This is a genomic window from Kaistella sp. 97-N-M2, assembly GCF_021513235.1.
Taxonomy (GTDB): Bacteria; Bacteroidota; Bacteroidia; order Flavobacteriales; family Weeksellaceae; genus Kaistella.
Genome location: NZ_CP090976.1, coordinates 811,824 through 835,658 on the forward strand (window position 1 = coordinate 811,824; position 23,835 = coordinate 835,658).

The window sequence follows — 23,835 nt, forward strand, 5'->3', positions numbered from 1 at the left end:
GAGCGGTTTTGTTTTGCTCTTTTCCGCCATGAAAAAACCCTTTCAGAAAATATCCTGAAAGGGCGGAAAAAAAATATAAAGATTGTATTAACTGATAAACAAACCTGCGATCATTGCTGCCTGATCTCCAGTTATTGTCTCATCAAATGAAGCTGATCCGGCAGCTGCGCCAAATAATCTCGAGGTATTGAAACCAGCTTGCAGAACGTTTTCTTCACCAGCGTACACCGCGTCGGTTGCTGCAGGCATGTTGCCGCCATTATTTAACTCAATCCAGCCTTTGTTCATACGCATTCTTCTCACCTGAGAGGCATGTCTGGCTTCTACAGAATGAATTTGTAAAGCCGCCTGCAGAACCGGTTTGTTTGATGCTACGTTCCCAGCCTGACCTTTATAGGCCCGTACGCCGGTATCTTCAAAAGCCTGTGCAAGAGTCATAAAAGTTTCGTAATCGTCAAAGGGTTGGAAATTTCCACCTGCTGTAAAGTCGAAATTCGGCTTTGAGCCTGGTGTAGTTCCTAAAGAAGTCAATGTTGCTTTCAAAAAAGCGACGTGAGCAGTTTCGTGTTTACTGATCTGCATAAAAACGGCACGGTCACCACTTGGAATTAATCCTGGTTTGGCCACTCCTTCTCTGTAATACTCGTCTTCGAGATATTCTAAAGTCAAGGCTAACTGCAAAGCATCAGTTAATGCAGACGCCGGGGCAAAAGCGGAACCCGAACTTTGTGTAGTTTCTGCTTTTGCAGAAGTTGCCATCAATGATCCCAAGCCAAGCGGGATGCCGGCAAGAGCAGCCTTTTTTCCAAAATTTGAAATCTGAGAGAGACTTCCTAAACGTGATGTTTCGGTCGAAAAAAACTTGTCATCCGAAAGTTTATCTAATATCGTAAGTAAATTCATAATAAATATTTTAAAAATTAATAAGTTTATCCTATTCCCTGCTCTTTCCAGGTAAATGGAGTTTTGAAAAATACACCTGCACCAGCGACGATATCTTTTGGTTCTTTCGCTACGTCCAGACCGTTCACGTCGATAACATCATCACCAGAAAAATCCATAGATCGAGGATTAATAAGATCTCGAATGGCTGACGCATGTCTCGCCTCTACACTTACAATTTTACCTGCAATTACGAGGTAATCTAAATTTTTAATATATTTTCCTGCACCGTTATAGGCAGCTACACCGGTATCTTCCAGCGCTTTGGAAGTTGCCAGAATCGACGCTCTGCTATTAAAATCCACGCCATCGTACTTAAATTCTAACTTTGGAGTGGGCATGGCACCCGCAGCAGTTATTGCAGCCTGGAAAAAGTCTCTGTGAATAACCTCGTGGTTATAAATATCTGTAAATACCTGCTTCTCCACAGAAGAAATCCCACCATAAAAATTGTTGACTACTTTCGTATAAAAGTCGGCTTCTAACTGTTCCAAAGCATAGGCATAATTGAGAATTCCTACATCTCCGGTGCCAAGATCGAAAATGCCGTCCTGATCTACATACTGATAATCGTCATCTCTACAGCCAGCTAACGTAAGACCTGCTACTACCAGACCTACACCGCCTAACTTTAGAAAATTCCTTCTGCTTGTATCCAAAGTTGCTCCTTTGTTCGATACGTGAATTTGTTTTTCCATAATAAATATTTTATAATTTTTGGTTCTTCTCTTAATTACGAGAAGATTATCGGTTTAGATTTGTTTTTTTATACAAAATGTAAAATATTCTTTAATTCGTTGTATTCCCGCTGTTTAAATCTTAACAAATAAACATAAAAGCAAATAGAAACTCAAACTCGTTAACGAAACGATATTTTCCAAGAGAAGTGAATTTATTTATTAGAATTATTTTATTACACTTCACCATAACGATTATTCCATCCCAAAGCGGTTCAAAAAAATCAAAATAAATTCTCTATTTTTGTGAGATTATGAATCAAAAATGGATTTACAAACCCGAACCCAATGAAGATATTGTGGATGGACTTAGTTCTTCACTAGGCTTTGGAACATTCGAATCCAAAATCCTCGTCATGCGTGGCATTGATAATTATCAGAAGGCCCGCGAATTCTTCAAGCCGAACCTCAACGACATCCATAACCCGTTTCTCATGAAAGACATGCAGCTTGCGGTCGACCGTATTGCCACTGCAATTGAGAATGGGGAGAAAATAATGGTTTATGGAGATTATGATGTGGACGGAACTACCGCCGTCGCATTAATGTACCTTTACCTCAGCAAAATTGTAGATAAAAAATACCTAACCTACTATATACCCGACCGGAATATTGAGGGATATGGCATTTCAAATGAAGGCATCGATTTTGCGAAAGAATATGGTTTTTCCCTGATTATAGCCCTCGACTGCGGCATCAAAGCGATCGATAAAGTGGAATATGCGAAAAACTTGAACGTAGACTTTATCATTTGTGACCACCATTTACCCGGCGAAAAAATTCCTGCCGCAATAGCGGTTTTAGATCCTAAGAGAGTAGACTGCCGCTATCCCTTTAAAGAACTTTCGGGTTGTGGCGTGGGCTTTAAGCTCTGCCAGGGATTAAATACGATTTATAAAATTCCCGAAGCCGAACTTTTTGAACTGACCGATCTTTTGGCCATCTCCATCGCCGCAGATATTGTTTCGATGACGGGTGAAAACAGAGTTTTGGCCAAACAGGGCCTCAAAGTTCTGCGGAAATCCCGAAACCTTGGCTTAAGAATGTTGATCCCGGAAGATAAATTGGCCACCTTCGAAATCTCCAACATTGTTTTTGAAATTGCGCCAAAAATTAACGCTGCCGGCAGAATTTCGCATGGTAAAGCTGCCGTAGAATTAATGGTTTCCGACAATCTGAAACAGGCGCATCAAATTGTAAACGACATTATAACGTTGAACGATTCGCGCCGGGAAATGGATACGAGCAGCACCGTTGAAGCACTGTTACAGGTAGAAACAACCGGCCAGCTCAATAATTACTCCACCGTTGTATATGGCGCCGGCTGGAACAAAGGAGTGATCGGAATTGTAGCCTCGCGCCTTACCGAAACCTTCTACAAACCCACGATTGTTTTTGCGGACGGAAATAACGGCGAAATGGTAGCATCGGCGCGCTCAATCGCCGATTTCGATGTACATGATGCGCTGGAAAACTGTTCTGATCTTTTTTTAAAATTTGGCGGCCACCCTGCTGCAGCCGGACTTTCGATGGATAAAGATAAATTCGATCTTTTTAAAGATAAATTTGAAAGTGTGGTAGCGGCGAAAATTCAGGAACATCAAAAAGAACCAAGCGTAACCATCGATTCCGTAGTGGAACTGGATGATTTAAATAAAGATTTTTTCAACTTTCACCGCAAACTTTCGCCCTTTGGTCCGAACAATATGAAACCCGTTTTAGTTCTAAAAAATCAAAAGGTTTCTGGGTACGTAAAAACGATGGGTAAAGACAGCAATCATTTAAAATTCTTCATCAAACAGGAGTCCAGCGGACGAAATATTGAGTGCGTCGGCTTTAAACTTGGCAAATACTCCGATCAGTTTCGGGAAAAAACTTTCGACATCGCTTTTACCGCCGAAGAAAATCACTGGAAAGGAAATGTGACTTACTTTTTAAACATCCGCGACGTCAAGTTTAATTAAAAACTATAACAACGGTTGTCTTTCAAACTTTTTCGAGCGGTCAAAAAGATAGCGGTAGGTGGCCAGCTTTCGCGTCACTTCTGTTTCTAAACTTTCGGCGATATTTATCATTTTCGGGTTAAAATCGCCAATCCACTGCATTTCGTAATCTTCAAAATGAGTGGCTTTGCTGAAATGTTTTGTGCCTTCCCAGATCATAAAGCCGTCGATTCCTTTTCTTTGCCACTCCGGAATAATGCCGAAAACAAGGCCCACCATCTTTTTATTTCTCGTGAATTTCTTTACCCACAGAAATTTCAATTTTTGCCACCACCCAAATTTTCCGTTCAGGTATTTAAACCATTGATTCAAATCGGGAATGTTCATCCACATGGCAATCGGCTTTTCATTTTCGTAAACGAACCACGAAATATGGTCATTGATCACGGGTTTTAGGGTCGTAAAAAGCTTTAGCGTCTGCGCGTTTGTAATCTGTTTTCCTTCTCCATGGGTGGCCCAGGCTTTATTATACACTTCGGTAAAATCATCGGCATATTTTTCCAGCTGTTTTGCCTTCATTCGCCGAGCCGAAATGTCTTTGTTCTTCGCGATGCGCGCGTGCATCGCCCTAAAACTTTCCGCTACCGGATCGTGAATTTTTCGGCCAAAACACAATTGATTGAAATAAATTTCGAAGCCGTAGTTTTCAAAAAGCGATTTATAATAGGGCAAATTGTAATTCATAGCGTACAAAGGCTCCGAAAAACCCTCGATCAAAAGACCCCAGAACTGATCGCGTTCCCCGAAGTTGATAGGACCGTCCATCGCCTCCATTCCTTTTTCCTGCAGTTTCGATTTGGCAAAATCAAAAATAAAATTGGCAGTTGGCTGATCGTCGATGCAGTCAAAAAAACCAATTCCACCCGTTGGCTGCTTTTGGCGGTATTTTTTATTGATGAAGACGGCAATTTTGCCCACCATTTCGCCTTTATCATTCAAGAAAAGAAAGCGTTCACATTCTCCGAATCTAAAGAACTTATTTTTTTTATCGTCGAAAACCCCTTCAATATCTTTGTCGAGCGGACGGATATAATTCGGATCATTTTTAAAAATCTGGGCGGGAAAATTAAGAAATTGGTGATGATGTTCGTCGGAAACGACTTTTACTGCCTTCATGTCTCAAAAATAAGGATTATTTTATTTTGAGAAAGTTGGAGTCTTTAGTTTTTTTTATTATTTTTAGGGAAATTGATGACTTTGAAAAAAACCCTTGTAATTTTTGCGCATCCTTACTTCGAATATTCTACGGCAAACCTGGAATTGGTAAAGATTTATGAGGGAATTGAAAACTTGCACTTTAAAGATTTATACGAAGAATATCCGGATTTTCATATTCCTGCGTTTCGGGAACGGAAAAGAATCCGCCAGTATGAAAGATTGGTTTTTCACTTTCCGCTCATCTGGTTCAGTATTCCGCCGCTGCTTAAATTGTGGATCGACGAGGTTTTCGATATGACCTGGACGGCGAACGTGAATCATCCACTACAAAACAAAGATGCCGTAATTATTGTAACCGTGGGCGGAAAGGAAGAAAACTACACCGAAAACGGCTTATATCAAACAAAGATTTCAGAATTATTAAAATCTCTAACGCTCTCTTTACGCGTGAACAACATCAAAGTCATCGATTTTATTACAGTATATGATGCCGACGATTTAGAAAAAGAAGAACTTCAGGAAGTTTCGGCCCAAATTCAAAAAACCTTACAAAAACCATGATGGAAAATTCACTTGCAATGACCGCGCTTATTTTTTTGGGTGCAGCCATCATTATGGTGCCGCTCGTCCGGAAGTTGGGCCTGAGTTCGGTAATTGGTTTTATTTTAGGGGGCATCATCATTGGACCTTTTGTTTTGAAACTGACGGGGCACGATTCCGACGACATTATGCATACCACGGAGTTTGGGGTAATTATGTTGTTATTTTTGATCGGACTGGAGATTGAACCGAAAAAATTCTGGAAAATCCGAAAGAAAATTTTTGGGATGGGTTTAAGCCAAATGCTGCTCACCGTGGTGATCCTTTTCAGCATTTTTTACGTGGCAAAATGGCGACCCGATCAGGCGTTGGTGGCGGCATTGTGTTTTGCGCTTTCTTCCACGGCCATTGTGCTCCAAACGCTGAAAGAAAAAAATATTTTCCGAACAGAAGCTGGGGAATCATCTTTTTCTATCCTGCTTTTTCAGGATATTTCGGTGATCCCGATCCTGGCTTTGTTACCCGTTATCGCATCGCGACCGAAAGATCAGGAGAAAATGATCCTTTTGCAGTATCTGCCGGATTGGCTGCAGCCGTTCTCCATTATTTTGGGCGTGCTTCTTCTGATATTTCTGGGACGTTATATATTTGTGCCCTTTTTACGCTATGTTTCGCGGTCCGGGATGAACGAATTATTAACCGCCTCCTCACTTTTTCTTGTTATCGGCGTATCTGAACTTATGGATGCCGTGGGTTTAAGTCCCGCTTTGGGCGCTTTTATTGCGGGAGTTATGTTGGCCACAAGTGAATTTCGGCACGAACTGGAAAGCCAGATCGATCCTTTCAAGGGATTACTGCTGGCTGTATTTTTTGTGAGCGTTGGGGCAACCATCAACTTTTTTGTGATCATGGAAGATCCCATGTTTATCTTCACCACCACGGTGGTTGTTCTCGCAGTAAAATTCGGAGTTCTTTTTGGGGTGGGAAAATTTTTCAAATTAAAGATAGATCAAAACTTTATGGTCGCCTTTGCGCTGTCCCAAATTGGTGAATTTGCCTTTGTGCTGATTAATTATTCAACAAATCTATATTTGCTGGATCCCAAGCTTAACGCGCAGTTACTGGCTATTACAGCGATTACCATGTGTGTGACTCCCATTTTGTTAATCATCAACGATAAATTCATCGAACCGCGCTGGCACAAACCCCAAAACGACGACGACGAAATTACAGAACCCGTTAAACAGCAGAAAATAATTATCGTTGGTTTCGGTCATTTTGGAAGCACCGTCGGAAGATTGCTGCGGGTGAACGGCATTAAAGCGACGGTTTTGGACAATGATCCCGAACGCGTGAATCTGTTACGATCCAATGGCTTTAAAGTTTATTTCGGCGACGCTGCGAAACCCGGGATTTTACGCTCTGCCGGCGCTGAAACTGCGGATCTGCTGATCCTTTGCCTGGACAGCCCCGAGAAAAATAAATTCGTGGTGGAATATGCGCAGGAAAAATTTCCGCAACTGAAAATATTTGTGCGCGCGAAGAACCGTATCGATGCCTACGATTTTATCAATAACGGCGTTGATAATATTTACCGCGAAACTTTGGGAACTGCCGTCAACATGGCCGTTGATATTTTAACCGCCACAGGCATGCGGTCTTATGCAGCCCGAAGACTGGGGCAACGCTTTATGCTCATTGATAAAGCGGTAACGCGTAAATTAGCCACCGAAAACAGCGATACCAAAACCACTTTTACAATGAAGGAATATCTGGAACGGGAAGCCGAACTTTTGGCGCAGGACAGTCACTCTTTCGATGAATCGCAATGGAACGAAAATGAAGGGTTTTAATTTAGTAATTTGGGCAATCCTGAACTTCGATATTGCCTAAATTCAGCGTTTGACCATTCAAAATGACTTTGATCTGCGCAAAACTCCCGGCAATGCAGTCTCCCGATCCATCCTGAAAATCACCATTTGCGGCATCGATTACCACTCCGTCCCCAGAAATCTTATAGTTGTTTTCGGTAAATTCGAACCGGTCCAAAGCATAGGACTTGTCGCCAATCGTAATCACACCTTCATTTGAGTTTTGATCAAAATAAAATAGAACCTTGCCATTTTGCGTAAAAACCGCTCTGCCTTTCTTGGAGGTAATGTTTTGTGGGATAATTTTAAAGGGACCATCCACCTCCGGATCCTGAAAAGTTGGAATTTGAATACTGTCTAACGTTGAAGCCGCGGAATCGATAACCTCTCGATTGGTGATGGTTCCCTTGTCTTTTTTACAGGACACCGTAGCGGCGAAAACCATTAATATAAGGAGTTTTTTCATAATTTATTTTAAATTTAGGAGCAACAAGAATCATTCCTTCACCAGGACGAGGTACGACCACGGCGCCATTTCGAGGGATGTTTTGTCTTTCAGATTAAATAATTTCCCTGTAAAAAGTTCTTTGTATTTACCCCGAAAATACTTGGTATCGAGATTTACTTTAACTGTTTCCTTAGAAAAATTGAGAATTGGCAAAACCGCATCGGTATTTTTTTCGCGATGAAAAGAAATGATCTTATCCTGCTGATCATTGACGACGCGAATCATTTCACCGCCATATTTCCCGTTCCACAAAGCCTGATTTTTGTGTTTCAAGTGGAACAGCTTGTTGAATAACACTTCGTTTTCATTGTATTTCCAGTCAATAGGATCTTTCTCGAAAAATTTTAAGCTTCTGTTTAATCCGGCTTCCTGTCCACTGTAGCAAAGCATCATTCCATTCACAACACCGGTCATCACGATTGCCGTTTTCAAGCCCTCGCCGAAGTTGAGGTAAGGATTTCCTTCCCAGGAATTTTTATCGTGATTATCGGTAAAAGTCATGCGGTAAGCATTCCGCGGAACTGAATTGACGTCGTGCGAAAGATACTCCACTAACCCCGGCAATTTCTGCTGGTTGACAGCAATCCGCAGCTGCTCCCACAAACTCCAGGAGTACGTCATGTCGAAGGATTTTTTAAACAGATCCCGACTCTCCCATTCCGCCAGCATGAAAACCGGTTTTATTTCATCGAGTTCTTTTCTGGCATTTTCCCAAAAATCTACAGGAATAAAACCTGCGACATCGGCTCTGTATCCGTCTATATTTGCTTCTTTCAGCCAAAATTTCAGGGCCTCGGTCATGTATTTTCTAAAATCCGGCTGGTCGTAATCGAAATCGATGACATCATCCCAATCATACCACGGTGTGGGCTGATAATTTCCGGCTCTTGTTTTGGTGTACCACTCGGGATGTTCGGTTGCCAGCGGGTTATCCCAGGCAGAATGATTTCCAACCCAATCGATAATCACATACATCCCCATGGAATGAATTTGATCCACCAAATGCTGAAAATCTGTCATGGTTCCAAACTCCGGATTGATGGCTTTAAAGTCTTTCACAGAATAATAACTGCCTAAACTTCCTTTTCTGTTTTTCTCCCCAATCGGATGAATCGGCATGAGCCAGATGATATCGACCCCCATTTTTTTCAGACGCGGCAGATGCTTTTCGAAGGCCGCAAATGTTCCTTCCTGCGTATACTGCCGAAGATTCACTTCGTAGATTGTCGCATTTTTGCTCCATTCCGGATGCGTGATTTCTACATACTCTTTGGGTTGATACTGGGAATCTGTGGTTTGGCTTTTAGCGGTCGTCGTTCCCAAAACACTCAACACTAAAATTAAAAACCAGTTTTTCATGCCTTTTATTTATTTAAACTTAAAATGGCGAGGCGGTAACCTTCCAGGCCGAAACCGCTTAAAATCCCGTCTGTGTAAGCCGCGGTCACCGATTTCTGGCGAAAGTCTTCTCTTTTATAAATGTTGCTGATATGAACTTCAATCTTCGGCTTCCCGATATTTTTCAGACAATCTGCAATAGCGTAGGAATAGTGCGTGAATGCCCCTGCATTAAGAATCAAAGCCTCAAAATCGTTAACCTGCAACCGGTTGATGATCTCGCCTTCAATATTGGACTGATAGAACAAAATTTCGTGCGCGGGAAAATCATTTTTTAATGTCTCAAGAAAATCTTCCATAGTAAGACTGCCATATATTTCAGGTTCGCGCTGGCCCAGCAGATTGAGGTTGGGACCGTTCAGGATTAAAATTTTCATGCTTAAATTTTTACAAATATAAGTGGTTTAAGAAAAACAAAAGTCGGCTTTTTATGCAAGAGGTCTTAATTATGAATATCTAAAAACGGCTGTTGTGCGGGCACGTCATATAAAATATACAAAATTACCGTCATTTATGGTATAAAAATGTATTTTTGTATTTACAACAATTGTTATTTCTACCACGTGAATATTTACAAACGGATTTTAAAATACCTCGGGATTTTTCTGGGTTCGGTGCTACTGCTTTTGGTTATCTTGGTTTTCAGTCTGCAAATACCTGCAGTTCAAAACTTTGCCAAGGGAAAACTTGTTAACTATCTGCAGGAAAAAATCCACACCGAGGTTTCTTTAGAGCGGGTTTATATCGATTTTCCGAACAGTCTGGTTATGGAAAACCTCTATTTAAAGGGCCAAAAAGTAGATACACTTTTATTTGCGCGTAAACTGGATGTAGGATTAAACATCCCGAAACTTCTGAAAAACACCGCCGACATTACCTCCGTTGATCTGCAGGGCGTGAAAGCAAACGTCGTTCGTAACCAAAATGGCACTTTTAATTTCGACTACATTATCGATGCATTTGCAACCAAAGATGAAGAGGAAACGCCTTCCAAACCTTTTATTATTTCTTTGGATAAAATTAATTTAAAGGACATTGGGATTTCTTTTATCGACCAGCAATCCCGAAATGACATTAATCTTTATTTTAAATCTTTCGACACGCGCGTAAAAACTTTTGATCTTCAAAATAATTCCTACGCGGCCAACGACATTAATATGGATGGTCTCCGCCTGAAATTAAAGCAGGATCTTTTGGAGGAAGTTTCGGATAAAGTAGAAGAAAAAGTAGATTCTTTGAACCAACAAAAACCGATGAAACTGGGTTTAAATAAAATTAAACTTACCAATTTCAACATCGATTATGGCGATGAAAACACGAAAACTTTTGCGAAAGTTATTTTCAAGGAGCTCAGCACAAAGATTAACCAACTCGATCTGAAAAAAAGCAATTTCGGCATCGATCAGCTTTATCTGAAAGGCGCCGATATTAATGCAAAACTCTTTTTACCCGCCCAGAATGCCAATCCAAAAAAAGCTGAAAATCCGGCAACTTCCAGCCCGGACGAATCTTTGGCGCTTCTGCTGAAAAAAATGACTTTGGATGATGTGAAAGTTGTTTACGACAATACAGCCATCGCACGTACGAGAAGCGGAATGGATTTTAACCATTTAAATTTTTCCAAAATGAATCTTGAGGTGCGCAACTTCCAGATGAAAAACGGCACTTTTGCCGGGACGGTAAATTCCGCGCAAATTAAAGAACAGCGCGGTTTGGATATACAAAAATTCCAAACAGATTTTGTGTACGAAGATCAACAGGCTTATTTGAAAGATCTCTACCTACAGACGCCAAAAACGGTACTGCGTGATGAAGTGGTGTTGAATTATAACTCCGTCGAACAGCTTTCTGCAAATCCCGGCGCGGTAAAAATTTCCGCCAATATTGAAAATTCCAAAGTAGGTTTTGCTGATATTTTGATGTTGGTGCCAACGTTAAGAAATACGGCGCCCTTTAATAAATATCCAAACGCGATCTTAAACGTTAATACCAGATTAAAAGGAACCATCAACGATCTGAACATCCAGACGCTGCAACTTTCCGGACTGGACCGCCTGAAAGTAAACGCTTCCGGAAAGATCAAAAACGCAATGGATCCGAAAAATTTATATTACGATCTGAAGATTGGCGAATTATCTTCTTCGGCAAAAACGATTTTTAATTTGGTTCCGAAAAATACGATTCCCAGTAACATTGCGCTTCCTTCTTATTTTAAGATAGCAGGAACGGCGAAAGGAACCACGGAAATTGTGAATGCAAATCTAAATCTCACTTCAACTTTAGGTAACGCCGCAGTTCGCGCGTCTGTTGATATGAAACGAAAAGACGCAGAACGTTATGATATTTTGGCCAATCTACAGAATCTTCAGATCGGACAAATCATTCAAAATAAAGATCTGGGCTCCATTACAGGACAAATTGCGGTTAAAGGCACCAGTTTCCATCCTGAAAAAGCAAACGCAATCATCAACGGCAATATCGCCGCCGTGTATTACAATGGCTACGTGTACCGAAATATGGCTTTGAACGGTAAAGTTAATCGCGGTGCTTATGTGATTAATCTAGATTCTAAAGATCCGAATGCGAATTTAAAACTACTTGCCTCGGGAAGTTTTACCGAAAAAAATCCCACGATCAAAGTTAAAGGACGCATCAATAAATTAGATCTAAATAAACTTGGTTTTTATACAGATCAAATGATTTTGGCCGGCGATATCGATGCGGATTTCTCCAGCTTAAATCCGGATGCGCCGAATGGTTATCTGCGGTTAGACAACTTTGCGATCTCAGATACGAAAGATGTTTTCCCCTTGCAGGAAGTTTATCTCACCGCTCTTTCGACAGCGGACAGCAACCGAATTACGTTGCAATCCCAAATCGCAGATGTGGATTTAAGCGGGAAATATAAACTGACCCAAATTTTCGGGTCGTTACAGCAAACGGTTAATCAATATTATCAGTTTCAAAAAGCCGGCACAAAAACGGCGAAAGTAGATCCAAATCAATTTTTTACGTTTAATGCAAAGGTGAAAGATGATAATCTGCTGCGGAGATTTGTCCCGGAACTAACGGAGTTTGAACCCATCACCTTAGCCGGAAGTTACGACGCAGACTCACGCAGGTTAGAAGTTAACGGCCAGATTCCGCAGGTTACCTATGGTGCGAATAAAATCAGCGGCGGCACCTTAACCATTAATAATTTGAATGACGCCCTGGTCTACGACGTACAACTGGCAGAATTTAAAAATGAGAGCATCGCGTTAATGAAAGTTGGTTTGAATGGTGATGTTAAAAATAATGTGATTACCTACAATGCCTCCACGAAAGACGAAAAAGACGAGACCAAATTTTTGATCGCGGGCAATGCACAAAAACTCGGCGATCTTACGAAAATAAGTCTGAATCCGGATGGTTTGAAATTGAATTACACCAATTGGCAGGTAACTCCGGACAATTTTATCCAGCTGAGCAGCGGCGGAATTTTAGCCAATAATTTTGGAATTTCGAATGCCGGAAGTGAGATCCTGGTTCAGTCGGAATCCAACGTACCGAACAGTCCGCTGAATATTTCCATTAAAAATTTCCAGATAGAAACCATTACAGAACTGGTTAAAAAAGATTCTTTACTGGCCAAAGGAACCATCAATGGAACCGCGCAGCTGCGGGATCTAAAAAACAACATGACCTTTACCTCTGATGTTGATGTTACTGATCTGTTTGTTTATGGAAGTCCCGTGGGAAATCTTGATGTTAAAGTGAACAACCAAACCACCAAGCTTATTCGGGCAGACATTGCACTTTCCGGCTTCAACAACGATGTAAAACTGGCCGGAACTTACAATACCACTTCCAGTGCGCTGAATATGAACCTGGATATGAACCGGCTTCAAATGCAGACGCTTCAGGGTTTCTCCATGAACGCTATCGAAAACGCGGAAGGTTATCTCTCCGGAAATTTAAAGATTGGCGGCAATGCAAAAGCACCCAGTGTTTTAGGCGGCGTTAAATTTAACGAGGTCGGCTTAGGAATTGCGCAGCTGGGCAGTAAATTTAAAAACATTAACGACGAAATTAGATTTACAAACCGTGGTATCGATTTCAACGATTTTAAAATAAAAGATGAATCCGGCAACGCCATCGTTATCGACGGCGCCGTTCTTACAAAAACATATCAGGATTTTGCTTTCAATTTGGATGTGAACGCAGAAAACTTTAAAGTGGTAGATTCTGAAAAAAATAACGACAATATTATGTACGGCGTTCTGGCGATCGATGCCGCCCTGCAGATTCGTGGCGACCTCGATTTGCCGAAAGTAGACGGAAACTTAGCCGTTACCGATAAAACTGATTTCACTTTCGTCCTGCCGCAGTCTTCGCCCTCCCTGGAGGACCGCGACGGCATTGTAGAATTCATTGATCAGGATCAGATTGCCCTGCAGCAAACCATTAAAGCAGACTCTCTGACGAATCAAAGTGACATTAAAGGAATGGATGTCAACGTGAATATTGAAGTGAATAAAGAAGCCAAAATTTCTTTAATTATTGATAAGGCGAATGGCGATTTTGTAGAACTTCAGGGTGAAGCACAACTCACGGGCGGCGTTGATCCCTCCGGAAAAACAACATTGGTCGGCGTTTATGAAGTAGAAAAAGGCGGTTACGAAATGTCGGTAAGTTTACTGAAAAGAAAATTCGAGATCGAAAAGGGCAGCACCATCACCTGGACGGGCGAACCAACGGCCGCGACCTTAGATCTTACGGCCATCTACAAAACCGATGCCGCCCCGCTCGATTTGGTACAACAGCAGTTAACCGGTGTTACCGGAGCCGCGCTCAATCAATATAAGCAGAGAATTCCGTTCAATACTTTATTGATTATGAAAGGAGAACTCATGAAACCCGTTATTACTTTCGACATTACGACTTCTAAAGAAAACAATTCGGTTTCGTCGGAAGTAATCGATCTTACCACCGAAAAACTCGACCAGTTACGTCGTGAAGAATCCGAAATGAACAAACAGGTTTTTGCCCTGTTGCTCCTTAACCGCTTTGTTGGGGAAAATCCTTTCCAAAGCGAAACCGGCTTATCGGCATCTACACTGGCGAAACAAAGTGTCAGCCGAATTTTATCGGAACAGCTGAATAATTTGGCGAAAGATCTCATCGGTGGCGTTGAACTGAACTTCGATCTGGAATCTACGGAAGACTATTCGACCGGAAACAAAAACGAAAAAACCGATTTAAATGTTGGCTTGAGCAAAAACCTCTTCGACGACCGCTTGAAAGTAACCGTTGGAAACAGTTTTGCCATTGAAGGCGATGCGCGTAAAAATGAGCAGACCACGAATATCGCCGGCGACATCACGTTAGATTACAGCTTGTCTAAAGATGGCCGGTACATGTTGCGCGCTTACCGTAAAAACGATTACCAGGTCGCTTTGCAGGGGCAGATTATCGAGACAGGTGTTGGATTTATCATCACTTTGGATTACGATAAATTCCGCGAAATATTCGAAAGGTCCAGAAAGAACAAAGAATTTAGAAAACAAAACACGTCCTCAAAATAATGCAGAAACTGAATACCCCCTATTACAAAATAGTCGCAGCACTTTCTTTTGTGGTGCTGATTTCTTCGTGCAGCAACACGAAATTTTTGCAGGAAGGTCAAATGCTTTACACCGGCGCAAAAATCGAAATTAAAAACGATACGCTGAAGAAAAAAGAGAAATCAAATTTGAAAGAAGCGCTTCAGGATCAGTTGCGGCCAAAGCCGAACTCTTCTTTTTTAGGATTAAGACCTCGCCTTTACATTTATAATATTACAAAAGAGCCCAAAAAACAAAAAGGAATTGGTTATTGGCTGAAGTACAAAATTGGGGAAAAACCTGTTTTGTTAGGTGATGTGGACCGCGAATTCAATAAAAAGATCATCGTTAATTATTCTGAAAACAAAGGCTTTTTTAACGCAAAAGCATCATCGGACACGATCTCGAAAAACAAAAAAGCAAGCGTTTTGTACACCCTGCGGCCGGGCGCCAGATACCTCATCAGTCAGGTTAATTTCCCGGCAGACTCTACTGTGGTGAATTCGGAAATACAGGCAATTAAGGACAAAACCTTTTTGAAAGCCGGCAATCCTTTTGATTTGGATGTGATAAAAGCGGAACGCGACCGCATTGACGAACATTTAAAAAACCGCGGGTTTTACTATTTCAGCGCAGATAATATTATCGTTCAGGCAGATTCCACCGTAATGAAAGAACCGAAAGTGGAACTTTTTGTGAAACTGAAAAACAATACCCCCGCGCTCTCCAAAGAACAGTTTACCATCGACAAAACCATTGTTTTTGCAGATTACAACATTGCTGATTCTAAATTGGGTAAATACGAAATCCCCTACAAAACCGATTCTTTAAAGATTTACAACAACCTTTACATCATCGATCCGGAAAATAAATTCAAGCCAAAAATCTTCGACCGCGCTTTATATTTTGAGCAGGGCGACCTTTACAACCGAACCGATCATAATTTATCTCTGAACCGACTGATCAGTCTGGGCGTTTTTAAATTTGTAAAAAATGAGTTTGTGGTTTCAGACTCACTCAATCACCAATTTGACGCGTATTATCTTTTAACACCGCGGCCTTTTCAATCTTTACGGTTAGAAACTTTAGGAAAAACAAATTCTGCAAATTACACGGGTGGTGAAGTTAATTTAAACTGGACGCACCGCAACTTTTTCCGCGGCGCAGAACAGCTGAAAGCTGCCATTTACGGAGCTTTCGACGTTCAGGTGGGCGGGCCAAAAGATGCCAATAATATTATCCGGTTTGGGGCCAATGCACAACTTTCGATTCCGAGAATTGTCGCGCCGTTCCGCTTTCGTTCTTCCAGCGCTTTTGTGCCGAGAACAAATTTTAATATTGGTTATGAATACTTGAGCCGCACAGAACTTTATACTTTACACAACTTTACGTCGTCCTTCGGGTATTTGTGGAAAGAAAACGAGCGGAAAGAGCACGATTTAAAGGTTTTGGATGTTACGGTAGTCGCACCCCAAAAGGTGACTGAAAAGTACCGGCAACAAATTGATGGTGATATCGCAAACGGCATCCAGCCAAACCCTTCTTTACAGCGCGTGGTGGACAAACAATTAATTTTCGGGCCCACATACAGTTACACCTACACGAACACGATGCTGCCGAAAAAAAACACCATCTATTATAAAGGAAGTGTCGATTTGGCCGGAACCATCACCGGTTTGGTTAGCGGTGCCGATGCGAAAGCCGACAACCGCAAGACTTTATTTGGAATTCCGTTCAGCCAGTATGCGAAAATGGAACACGATTTTAGATATTACCGAAAGGTGGGCACCAAAAGTTCTATCGCAACGCGCGCCATCTTTGGCTTGGGTTATCCTTATGGAAACTCTGTGACGATGCCGTATGTTAAGCAGTTTTATGTGGGTGGAAGCAACAGCATTCGTGCTTTCCGCGCCAGAACTTTGGGCCCGGGAAGCTATGATCCGCGAAATGAACAGGCAACCTTCTTTTACGATCAGTCCGGAGACGTTAAAATTGAATTCAACGCTGAATATCGCGCAAATATTTACAAATTTTTAAATGCCGCTATCTTCGCGGATGCCGGTAATGTTTGGCTCATTAACGAAGATCCGGACAAACCGGGCGGAAAATTCTCCAAAGATTTTGCGAAGGAACTCGCCGTAGGTGCAGGAGTTGGCCTTCGTTTGGATTTTTCGATCCTCATACTGAGACTTGATTTGGCAATGCCGCTTCGGATTCCGTATTACGAAGAGGGCGACCGCTGGACTTTTGACCGCATCGATTTTGGCAGCGGCGCGTGGAGAAAAGACAATCTTATTTTGAACATCGCTATTGGTTATCCATTCTAAAACTTATATTCCACATGATGAAAAATTTAACTTTTTTCTGGGAAACTTTAAAGCAAACTTTTTCGGAATGGAACGATTCTTCTGCCACAAAAGACTCTGCGAGTTTGGCGTACTACGCCATTTTTTCTATCCCCGGGCTGTTGATTATTATCATCTGGATCGCGGGTTACTTTTTTGGTGAGGAAGCCATTCGGGGCGAGATCAGCAACCAGATCAACAGTATGATGGGCGAAGATGTGGCGAAAAGCATCGAAGAGATGATCGCCAGCGCACTTATCGACAAACAAAATATTTTTATGAAGATCGTGGGGGTGTTCTCCCTGGTTTTCGGTGCCACCACCATTTTCTTTCAGCTGCAAAAATCGCTGAATAATATGTGGGACGTAGAGGCTGCGCCAAAAAAGGCCCTAGTAAAATTCCTTTTAGACCGTGCAAATTCTTTAGGGATGATTCTCGTGATGGGTTTTTTATTGATGACTACCATGGTACTTTCTTCGGTGATCAGTTTATTTAATAATTTCATTACCCATCAGTTGGGTCTGGAAACTTATATTTTGATGGAACTTGTGAATTACGTTCTCGGTTTTGCGTTGGTGGTGTTGGTTTTTGCATTCATGTTCAAAGTTCTTCCCGATGTCGAAATTTCCTGGAAATCGGTCTGGAAAGGCGCCATTCTCACGGCAGTTTTATTTACGCTCGGCAAATTTCTTCTCAGTCTGTATTTTGGCGAATTTAAACCTACCTCTGCTTTTGGGAAAGCCGGCACCATCATTTTGGTGATGATGTGGATTAACTATTCCTGCATGCTTATCTTTTTTGGTGCGGAGTTTACGAAGGTTTACTCTTTGAAAAAAGGCTACAGCATTCTTCCGTCGAAACACGCGAAATGGAGCCCTAAAAAGTTGTACGAGGAAGCCCAGAAGGAGAAAGCGGACGCGGAGCCAAAACCGGTTTCGTAGAACCATTTTTTACTTTAAAAAACACGAATCGCATCATTCATCAAGAAAGATCAATTATATGCTTAAAAAATGGCAAAAATGATGAGTTCGCAAACGTGGAATTAAACTTTCACCACCATCTAAAGACGATAAAACAATCACTTGATAATTATTAAAAAGCCGAGGCGGAAAATTTTCACCTCGGCTTTTTTAGGTCTTGAACAAGGTTCTTAATCACTGCTGCACGTGACAGATAATTATTCCAGGGCAATCGCTCGTAGCCCTCTGCATACCTTTCAGTATTTATTGGTCCTGCCTTAGTTTTTCAGAATAAAGCACAAAAAAACTTCCGAATAAATTCGGAAGTTAAGTAGCCCGTAGGGGAGTCGAACCCCTCTTACCAGGATGAAAACCTGAGGTCCTAACCGATAGACGAACGGGCCAGTGCGTCTTGTATATTTTAAATTACGCTAATTTATTAACGTGCTTTGTCAACTTGCTTTTAAGGTTGGCCGCTTTGTTTTTGTGGATGATGTTTTTCTTCACCAATTTATCCAACAAAGAGATCACTAAAGGCAACTGTAATGTAGCAGCAGCTTTATCTTCCTCACTTCTCAATACTTTCAAAACAGTTCTCGCCGTTTTGTGGTAGTATCTGTTTCTTAATCTTTTCTTTTCGCTTTGTCTGATTCTTTTCAGCGCTGATTTATGATTTGCCATATCTTTCTAAAAACTTGGGTGCAAAGATAACAATCTTTTTTTGATTACAAAATATATTTAAAAAAACTTTTCAAAATTTTCAATTTTAGTAGCCTATAAGGGAATCGAACCCCTGTTGCAAGACTGAAAATCTTGAGTCCTTACCACTAGACGAATAGGCCTTTGCTTTGAGGACTGCAAAAATATCAATTATGTTTTGATCCTGCAACAATCTGCCACTCTTATTTGAAAACTTTTTGAACAACGGTGTTCTTAATTCCTTTCTCGTCCAAGGCTTTTTGTGTTTTCACCGCCTCTTCCAAACTCAAGAATTTACCATAAGTGTAAGAAAACTTGCCGTTTATCTTTTCGCGGTTCACATCCTTCAGCGTATTGAGCATATAAGAATTCGAACTTAGCTTTTGATCGGAAAGTGCAATTTCAATCGTGTAATATCCAATACCTAGCTTTTGATTCGGCACGAAAGAGATCGACGTCGCGTTCCGGAAACCGGCGTCTCTGGCGGTTTTTAAGTTCGCATCGCGCACGGAAGCCAAGTTTGTTGTGCCGTAATAATATTTGTACAGACCGTTTTCTTTAATGGTGAAAACGTAATTCAGGCCTTTCAATGCGGGGTCGTTGCTGTTGTATTTTGATGGTGCAGACATTAACAGAATTCTGAAATCATTTTTCAAAGGCTTCTCTGCCGGCTTTTCGGGTTCGCGCGGTTGGCTAATAGCACCGCCGTTGCGTTCCATGGCTTTCTTATACTTCTCGATCGCATCAAAAATACTCTCCGCAATATCATTTTGACCGCGCTCTGATGAAAGATAACTGGCATCATCATAATTATTAACAAATCCTGTTTCAATTAAAACGGACGGCATCGCATTCATCCGTAAAACATGGAGATCTGCCTGTTTGATACCCCGTGAGTATCTTTTATCTTTGTTGGAAAAGTTTTCTTCTACAAGACTTCCGATCAACAGACTGCTTTCTAAATATTTGCTTTGCTGAATTTTCAGCGCAATTAAAGATTCGGGTGATTTTGGGTCGTAAGAAGCAAACATTTCGCGATCCTTCTCGTCCAGATAAATTACATCATTTTCTGCTTTCGCCACTTCCAAATTGGTCCTGTTCTGATTGGGTCCCTGGATAAAAGTCTCGGTTCCGTTCGTTGTTGTGGAGGCGGAAGGTGAGGCATTAACGTGTACGGAAACAAACAAGTCGGCTTTGCTGCGGTTTGCCAGCGTGGTTCGGGAAGTTAGAGAGGGATATTCGTCGACCTTTCGCGTGTAAATTACTTTGTAATCTTTGTCTTTTTCGAGCATGCGCCCCAACTTCAATACAATCGCCAAGGTAATTTCTTTTTCGCGAACCGTGCCCAAATCGCTGTATCTGCGGTTGGTGCCGATGTCGCTGCCGCCGTGGCCGGCATCCAGAACTATTGTGAATTTTTTTTGAGCGCCACCAAAGGCGAATACCAGTACAAAAAAGAGTAAAAAATATTTTTTAATGGAAAAACAGTGGGTAATCATCTTTAGATTTTAAAAATTGTATTAATTTTGACCACAAATTACAGAAAAACGCGCTTTGGTCAAAACTGGCTTCAAAAATATATTACTAATTCTTATTATCCTAATTTTTAACAATTTTTTAGCATTACTAAATGCTCAAAATTTGCCTAAAAACGTGATAATTAAGGATAAAATCCCGAAATCCGATACGGTTATCGCAAAGAAAGAACAGCTTGAAGCCGTGGTAGAAACCAAGGCCGATAACATCCGTAACGACATTCCGAAAAAGATGACGTACCTGAACAAAAAAGCGCAGGTAAAATATCAGGATATGCTCATCGAAGCCGATTACATCTCCATCGATTGGGATAAATCCTTAATCTTTGCACGCGGCGAACTGGATTCTCTAGGAAGGATAAAAACACCGGCGCAGGCAACCCAGGCGGGCAAAACCTACGAGTACGACCAGTTTACCTATAATATTAAAACGCGGCAGGCAATCGCTTTCAATGCGCGGACGGAAGAAAGCGAAGGCGTAATTGTGGCCGAAAAAACAAAAAAATATAACGATTCCGTTTTCTTTATGCGCCGCGGAAAATACACAACAGACGAATATTTTATTGCAAAAAAAGACACGGTTGCCGATTATTATTTGCTCGCACCCAACATTAAACTTATTAAAGGGAAAGAAAAATCTCAGGTCATAACCGGTCCCATTCAGCTTTATATCGAAGAGGTTCCTACTCCGCTCATCATGCCTTTTGCCATTTTGCCGTTTTCGGATAAGCGAAGTGCCGGAATTTTAATCCCAAGTTTTGGTGAACGGGAAGATGTTGGATTTTTCCTCAATTCCCTCGGTTATTATCAGCCCATTGGCGAACATTTCGATCTGAAAATTCTTACCGATATTTATACGAAGGGAAGTTTTAACCTTCGTCCCGAAATGAATTACAAAAAGAATTACAGATATTCCGGGAATTTTTCTGCCGACATTGGAACAACCGTCCGCGGCATTAAAGGATTATCCGACTATTCCAAAAGCAAAACCTACCGCATCGCGTGGCGCCATCAGCAGGATACAAAAGCGAACCCTTTTCTTACTTTTTCCGCGTCGGTAGATGTGGTGAGTAATAAATTCTACAACAACACGGTTAACAACAATTACGCATTCAACCAAAACAACCTGAACGCGCAACAGAATTCCAGCATCAGTGTGGTGAAAAGATTTCTTACACTGCCGGTTACAATTACAGGAACGTCGTCTTATTCTCAGAATTTCTCCACCGGACTGGCCGATTTAAAGTTGCCTGTTTTAAATGTCGCCATTAATCAATTCTATCTTTTCAAACCAAAAACCGGCACGCGGCAGGGACTTCTGGAAAACATTACGGTAAGCACCGGACTCAATTTTAATAATTACGTACAAACGAATGAGGGCGAGCTTTTTACGCAAGCCATGTGGGACAAGCTGCAAACAGGGTTAAAAAACAATATTGCCCTCGGAACAAACTCGACGATCGCCAAATATTTCACCTTTTCACTTTCCGCAAATATCGATAACGCTTTAACAACAAAAGCGCTGAACCGGTTTTACAATCCCGTAACAAACATCGTAGAAGATACCTTCACGAAAAAAATTGCCGGCTATTCTTCCTTTTCCACGAGCGCCAGTTTGCAGACGGTGCTTTATGGCATGCTTAACTTCAAAAAAGGCTCCGGAATCCAGGCGATCCGGCACATGATGACGCCACAAATAAGTTTCAGTTATTCCCCCGATTTTTCGGCACCGGGTTTCGGATATTATAAAAATTACTCCAACGACCGCGGCGAGATCACGCCGTATTCTATTTTTGATAAGGGAATAATTGGCTCACCAAACTCCAGTCTGCAGGAAACCTTGAGTTTCGCCATCAATAATAATCTGGAGATGAAAGTGAAATCTAAAAAAGATTCTACCGGCGTGAAAAAAATTAAAATCTTCGAAAGTTTGAATTTCAATACGGGATATAATTTTGCGGCACCGAAGTACAAGTGGTCCATTTTCAGCTTTAACGGTCAGACCACTATTTTCGAAAAATTAAATTTAAATACCAGCCTTGCACTGGAACCGTATAAGATTATTTTCGCGCCCGGGGAAAATCAGGGGATACGAACCGACAACTTCGGAAACTTCAGCATCCAGGGCTTCAATGCGCAACTCTCTTATCCTTTGAGCAGCGAAATTTTTAGCGGAAAAGAGAAGGTAGACCTCTCCAAAAAATACAGCAAAAAAGGCGAGATCCGCAATGAAAATTATTATTTTGATGACGACGATTATGCGCGCTTCACTCAACCCTGGACCTTAAACATTAATGCACAGTACAGCTATTCTAAAAATTTAACGCGTTTTGGCAGAAAAATGGCGTCGGTTGGTCTGGACGGGAGCATAAAACTGACCCCTTTTTGGAACATCAACGGAAATCTTTATTACGATGTTATTTCCAAGGAAATTGCCAACACAAGAATCGGTTTTTCCCGAGATCAACGGAGTTTCACCATCAATTTTAACTGGATTCCTTATGGTCCGTACAAGGTGTACGACTTCTTTATCGGCATCAAAGCCAACATTTTACGCGATGCGCTGAAGTACAAAGACCGAAGTTTCACGCAGCCGAACGCACCTTTCTAAATTCCATTTTTAAAAACAAAACATAAGTTTTATATTTGCCCAATATTGACAATATGAAAAAACTCATCTCTACTACGAAAGCTCCCGCCGCCATCGGACCGTATTCTCAGGCCAATTTCGCGAACGGGATTCTTTATATCTCCGGACAAATTCCCCTGAATTCCGAAACAGGCAAGCTTGTGGAAGGCATTGAAAAGGAGACCCACCAAGTGATGAAAAATCTGGAAGCGATCTTAACCGAAGCCGGATTGACTTTTAAAAACGTAGTAAAGGCAACCATTTTTCTGAAAAATATGGACGATTTTGCAGTAATGAATGATATTTACGCTTCTTATCTGGATGCAGAACATTTTCCAGCGCGCGAAACCGTGCAGGTTTCCTGTTTGCCAAAAAATGTAGATATTGAAATTTCAATGATTGCACATCAATTTTAAATGAACTTTCTTCGAAATACTTTTGCCGTTTTTGTAGGTCTTGGTGTTGCGGCACTGCTAATTACTTTAGGCGTACGACTGAATTCTTCCTGGATTACCTACGAAGGTTTCACGCCGTTCCAAAGATGGGAAACACTTTTGAAATCGGTAGAACACAAACCTTACTTTTTTGTAGCGCTTCTTATTTCTTCCGGCATCGCAGCAACGGTTGGCGGCGTGGCCACGGCGATTATCGTAAAATATGCAAAAGTGGCGTATGCTATTCTGATCGGATTTATTCTGCTTTTTATCGGCATGCTCGATATTATCATTTTCCCTTACCACCCTACTTTTTATAAGATCCTGATCTTTTTGACCTTCTTCCCCTTTGCCTGGATGGGCGGAAAAATTACGGAAGTGATTTACAACCGAAAAAATAAAAAACGACGCAAACTCCTCAAAGAAAAACGCAACCTCTAAAAGTTGCGTTTTTTTATGTCCTTTTTCAGCCTTTCTCTTCTCTAAATTTCC

17 protein-coding genes and 2 tRNA genes are annotated in these 23,835 nt (G+C 41.4%); 9 read left to right on the top strand and 10 right to left on the bottom strand.

What is annotated here, in order from left to right; genetic code table 11:
* Positions 1-87: 87 nt before the first annotated feature.
* Together L0B70_RS04005 and L0B70_RS04010 are read right to left on the bottom strand one after the other, a co-directional pair.
* Positions 88-903: a ferritin-like domain-containing protein gene (locus tag L0B70_RS04005; protein WP_235143013.1), complete on the bottom strand. Its 816-nt coding sequence runs from the start codon at positions 901-903 to the stop codon at positions 88-90.
* A 26-nt stretch (positions 904-929) separates the two neighbouring features.
* Positions 930-1,640, bottom strand: a complete 711-nt coding sequence (locus tag L0B70_RS04010) for a ferritin-like domain-containing protein (protein WP_235143014.1) — start codon at positions 1,638-1,640, stop codon at positions 930-932.
* 293 nt (positions 1,641-1,933) lie between these two features.
* On the opposite strand from L0B70_RS04010, the gene recJ reads away from it, so the two are divergent.
* Complete coding sequence (recJ, locus tag L0B70_RS04015; protein WP_235143015.1) at positions 1,934-3,643, top strand: single-stranded-DNA-specific exonuclease RecJ; 1,710 nt, start codon at positions 1,934-1,936, stop codon at positions 3,641-3,643.
* Positions 3,644-3,646: 3 nt separating this feature from the next.
* On the opposite strand, the gene L0B70_RS04020 is transcribed toward recJ, so the two are convergent.
* Positions 3,647-4,798, bottom strand: coding sequence for a hypothetical protein (locus tag L0B70_RS04020; RefSeq protein WP_235143016.1), 1,152 nt, complete (start codon positions 4,796-4,798; stop codon positions 3,647-3,649).
* 81 nt (positions 4,799-4,879) lie between these two features.
* Here L0B70_RS04020 and L0B70_RS04025 point away from each other — a divergent pair, with 81 nt between their 5' ends.
* Complete coding sequence (locus tag L0B70_RS04025; RefSeq protein WP_235143017.1) at positions 4,880-5,401, top strand: NAD(P)H-dependent oxidoreductase; 522 nt, start codon at positions 4,880-4,882, stop codon at positions 5,399-5,401.
* Positions 5,401-7,233: a monovalent cation:proton antiporter-2 (CPA2) family protein gene (locus L0B70_RS04030; RefSeq protein WP_235143550.1), complete on the top strand. Its 1,833-nt coding sequence runs from the start codon at positions 5,401-5,403 to the stop codon at positions 7,231-7,233. The genes L0B70_RS04025 and L0B70_RS04030 overlap by 1 nt, the downstream gene beginning before the upstream one ends.
* 1 nt (position 7,234) lies before the next feature.
* Here L0B70_RS04030 and L0B70_RS04035 read toward each other — a convergent pair whose 3' ends face one another.
* The 3 genes from L0B70_RS04035 to L0B70_RS04045 are packed head-to-tail and all read right to left on the bottom strand — an operon-like array spanning position 7,235 to position 9,534.
* Entirely contained in the window at positions 7,235-7,717 is a 483-nt protein-coding gene (locus L0B70_RS04035; protein WP_235143018.1) for a hypothetical protein, read from the bottom strand.
* Between the two features lie 30 nt (positions 7,718-7,747).
* Entirely contained in the window at positions 7,748-9,118 is a 1,371-nt protein-coding gene (locus tag L0B70_RS04040; protein ID WP_235143019.1) for an alpha-amylase family glycosyl hydrolase, read from the bottom strand.
* A gap of 5 nt (positions 9,119-9,123) precedes the next feature.
* On the bottom strand, positions 9,124-9,534 hold the full coding sequence (locus L0B70_RS04045; protein WP_235143020.1) for a type II 3-dehydroquinate dehydratase: 411 nt from the start codon (positions 9,532-9,534) through the stop codon (positions 9,124-9,126).
* Between the two features lie 147 nt (positions 9,535-9,681).
* On the opposite strand from L0B70_RS04045, the gene L0B70_RS04050 reads away from it, so the two are divergent.
* Genes L0B70_RS04050 through L0B70_RS04060 form a run of 3 tightly spaced genes read left to right on the top strand, consistent with a single transcriptional unit; the run spans position 9,682 to position 18,028 of the window.
* Positions 9,682-14,724, top strand: coding sequence for a translocation/assembly module TamB domain-containing protein (locus L0B70_RS04050; protein ID WP_235143021.1), 5,043 nt, complete (start codon positions 9,682-9,684; stop codon positions 14,722-14,724).
* On the top strand, positions 14,724-17,069 hold the full coding sequence (locus tag L0B70_RS04055; RefSeq protein ID WP_235143022.1) for a BamA/TamA family outer membrane protein: 2,346 nt from the start codon (positions 14,724-14,726) through the stop codon (positions 17,067-17,069). The genes L0B70_RS04050 and L0B70_RS04055 overlap by 1 nt, the downstream gene beginning before the upstream one ends.
* 14 nt (positions 17,070-17,083) lie before the next feature.
* Entirely contained in the window at positions 17,084-18,028 is a 945-nt protein-coding gene (locus L0B70_RS04060; protein WP_235143023.1) for a YihY/virulence factor BrkB family protein, read from the top strand.
* Between the two features lie 350 nt (positions 18,029-18,378).
* Here the strand turns inward: L0B70_RS04060 and L0B70_RS04065 are convergent.
* The 4 genes from L0B70_RS04065 to L0B70_RS04080 all read right to left on the bottom strand — a co-directional run bounded on the left by L0B70_RS04065 (position 18,379) and on the right by L0B70_RS04080 (position 20,244).
* Positions 18,379-18,450 (bottom strand) — tRNA-Glu (locus L0B70_RS04065).
* A gap of 22 nt (positions 18,451-18,472) precedes the next feature.
* Positions 18,473-18,727, bottom strand: coding sequence for a 30S ribosomal protein S20 (gene rpsT / locus L0B70_RS04070; RefSeq protein ID WP_235143024.1), 255 nt, complete (start codon positions 18,725-18,727; stop codon positions 18,473-18,475).
* A gap of 89 nt (positions 18,728-18,816) precedes the next feature.
* Positions 18,817-18,888 (bottom strand) — tRNA-Glu (locus tag L0B70_RS04075).
* 60 nt (positions 18,889-18,948) lie between these two features.
* Positions 18,949-20,244 (bottom strand): N-acetylmuramoyl-L-alanine amidase, encoded by a 1,296-nt coding sequence (locus tag L0B70_RS04080; protein WP_235143025.1) that lies wholly within the window; start codon positions 20,242-20,244, stop codon positions 18,949-18,951.
* Between the two features lie 55 nt (positions 20,245-20,299).
* Here L0B70_RS04080 and L0B70_RS04085 point away from each other — a divergent pair, with 55 nt between their 5' ends.
* The 3 genes from L0B70_RS04085 to L0B70_RS04095 are packed head-to-tail and all read left to right on the top strand — an operon-like array spanning position 20,300 to position 23,784.
* Positions 20,300-22,891, top strand: a complete 2,592-nt coding sequence (locus L0B70_RS04085) for a putative LPS assembly protein LptD (protein WP_235143026.1) — start codon at positions 20,300-20,302, stop codon at positions 22,889-22,891.
* Between the two features lie 53 nt (positions 22,892-22,944).
* On the top strand, positions 22,945-23,325 hold the full coding sequence (locus L0B70_RS04090) for a RidA family protein (RefSeq protein WP_235143027.1): 381 nt from the start codon (positions 22,945-22,947) through the stop codon (positions 23,323-23,325).
* Complete coding sequence (locus L0B70_RS04095; RefSeq protein ID WP_235143028.1) at positions 23,326-23,784, top strand: hypothetical protein; 459 nt, start codon at positions 23,326-23,328, stop codon at positions 23,782-23,784.
* The last annotated feature ends 51 nt before the right edge of the window (positions 23,785-23,835 follow it).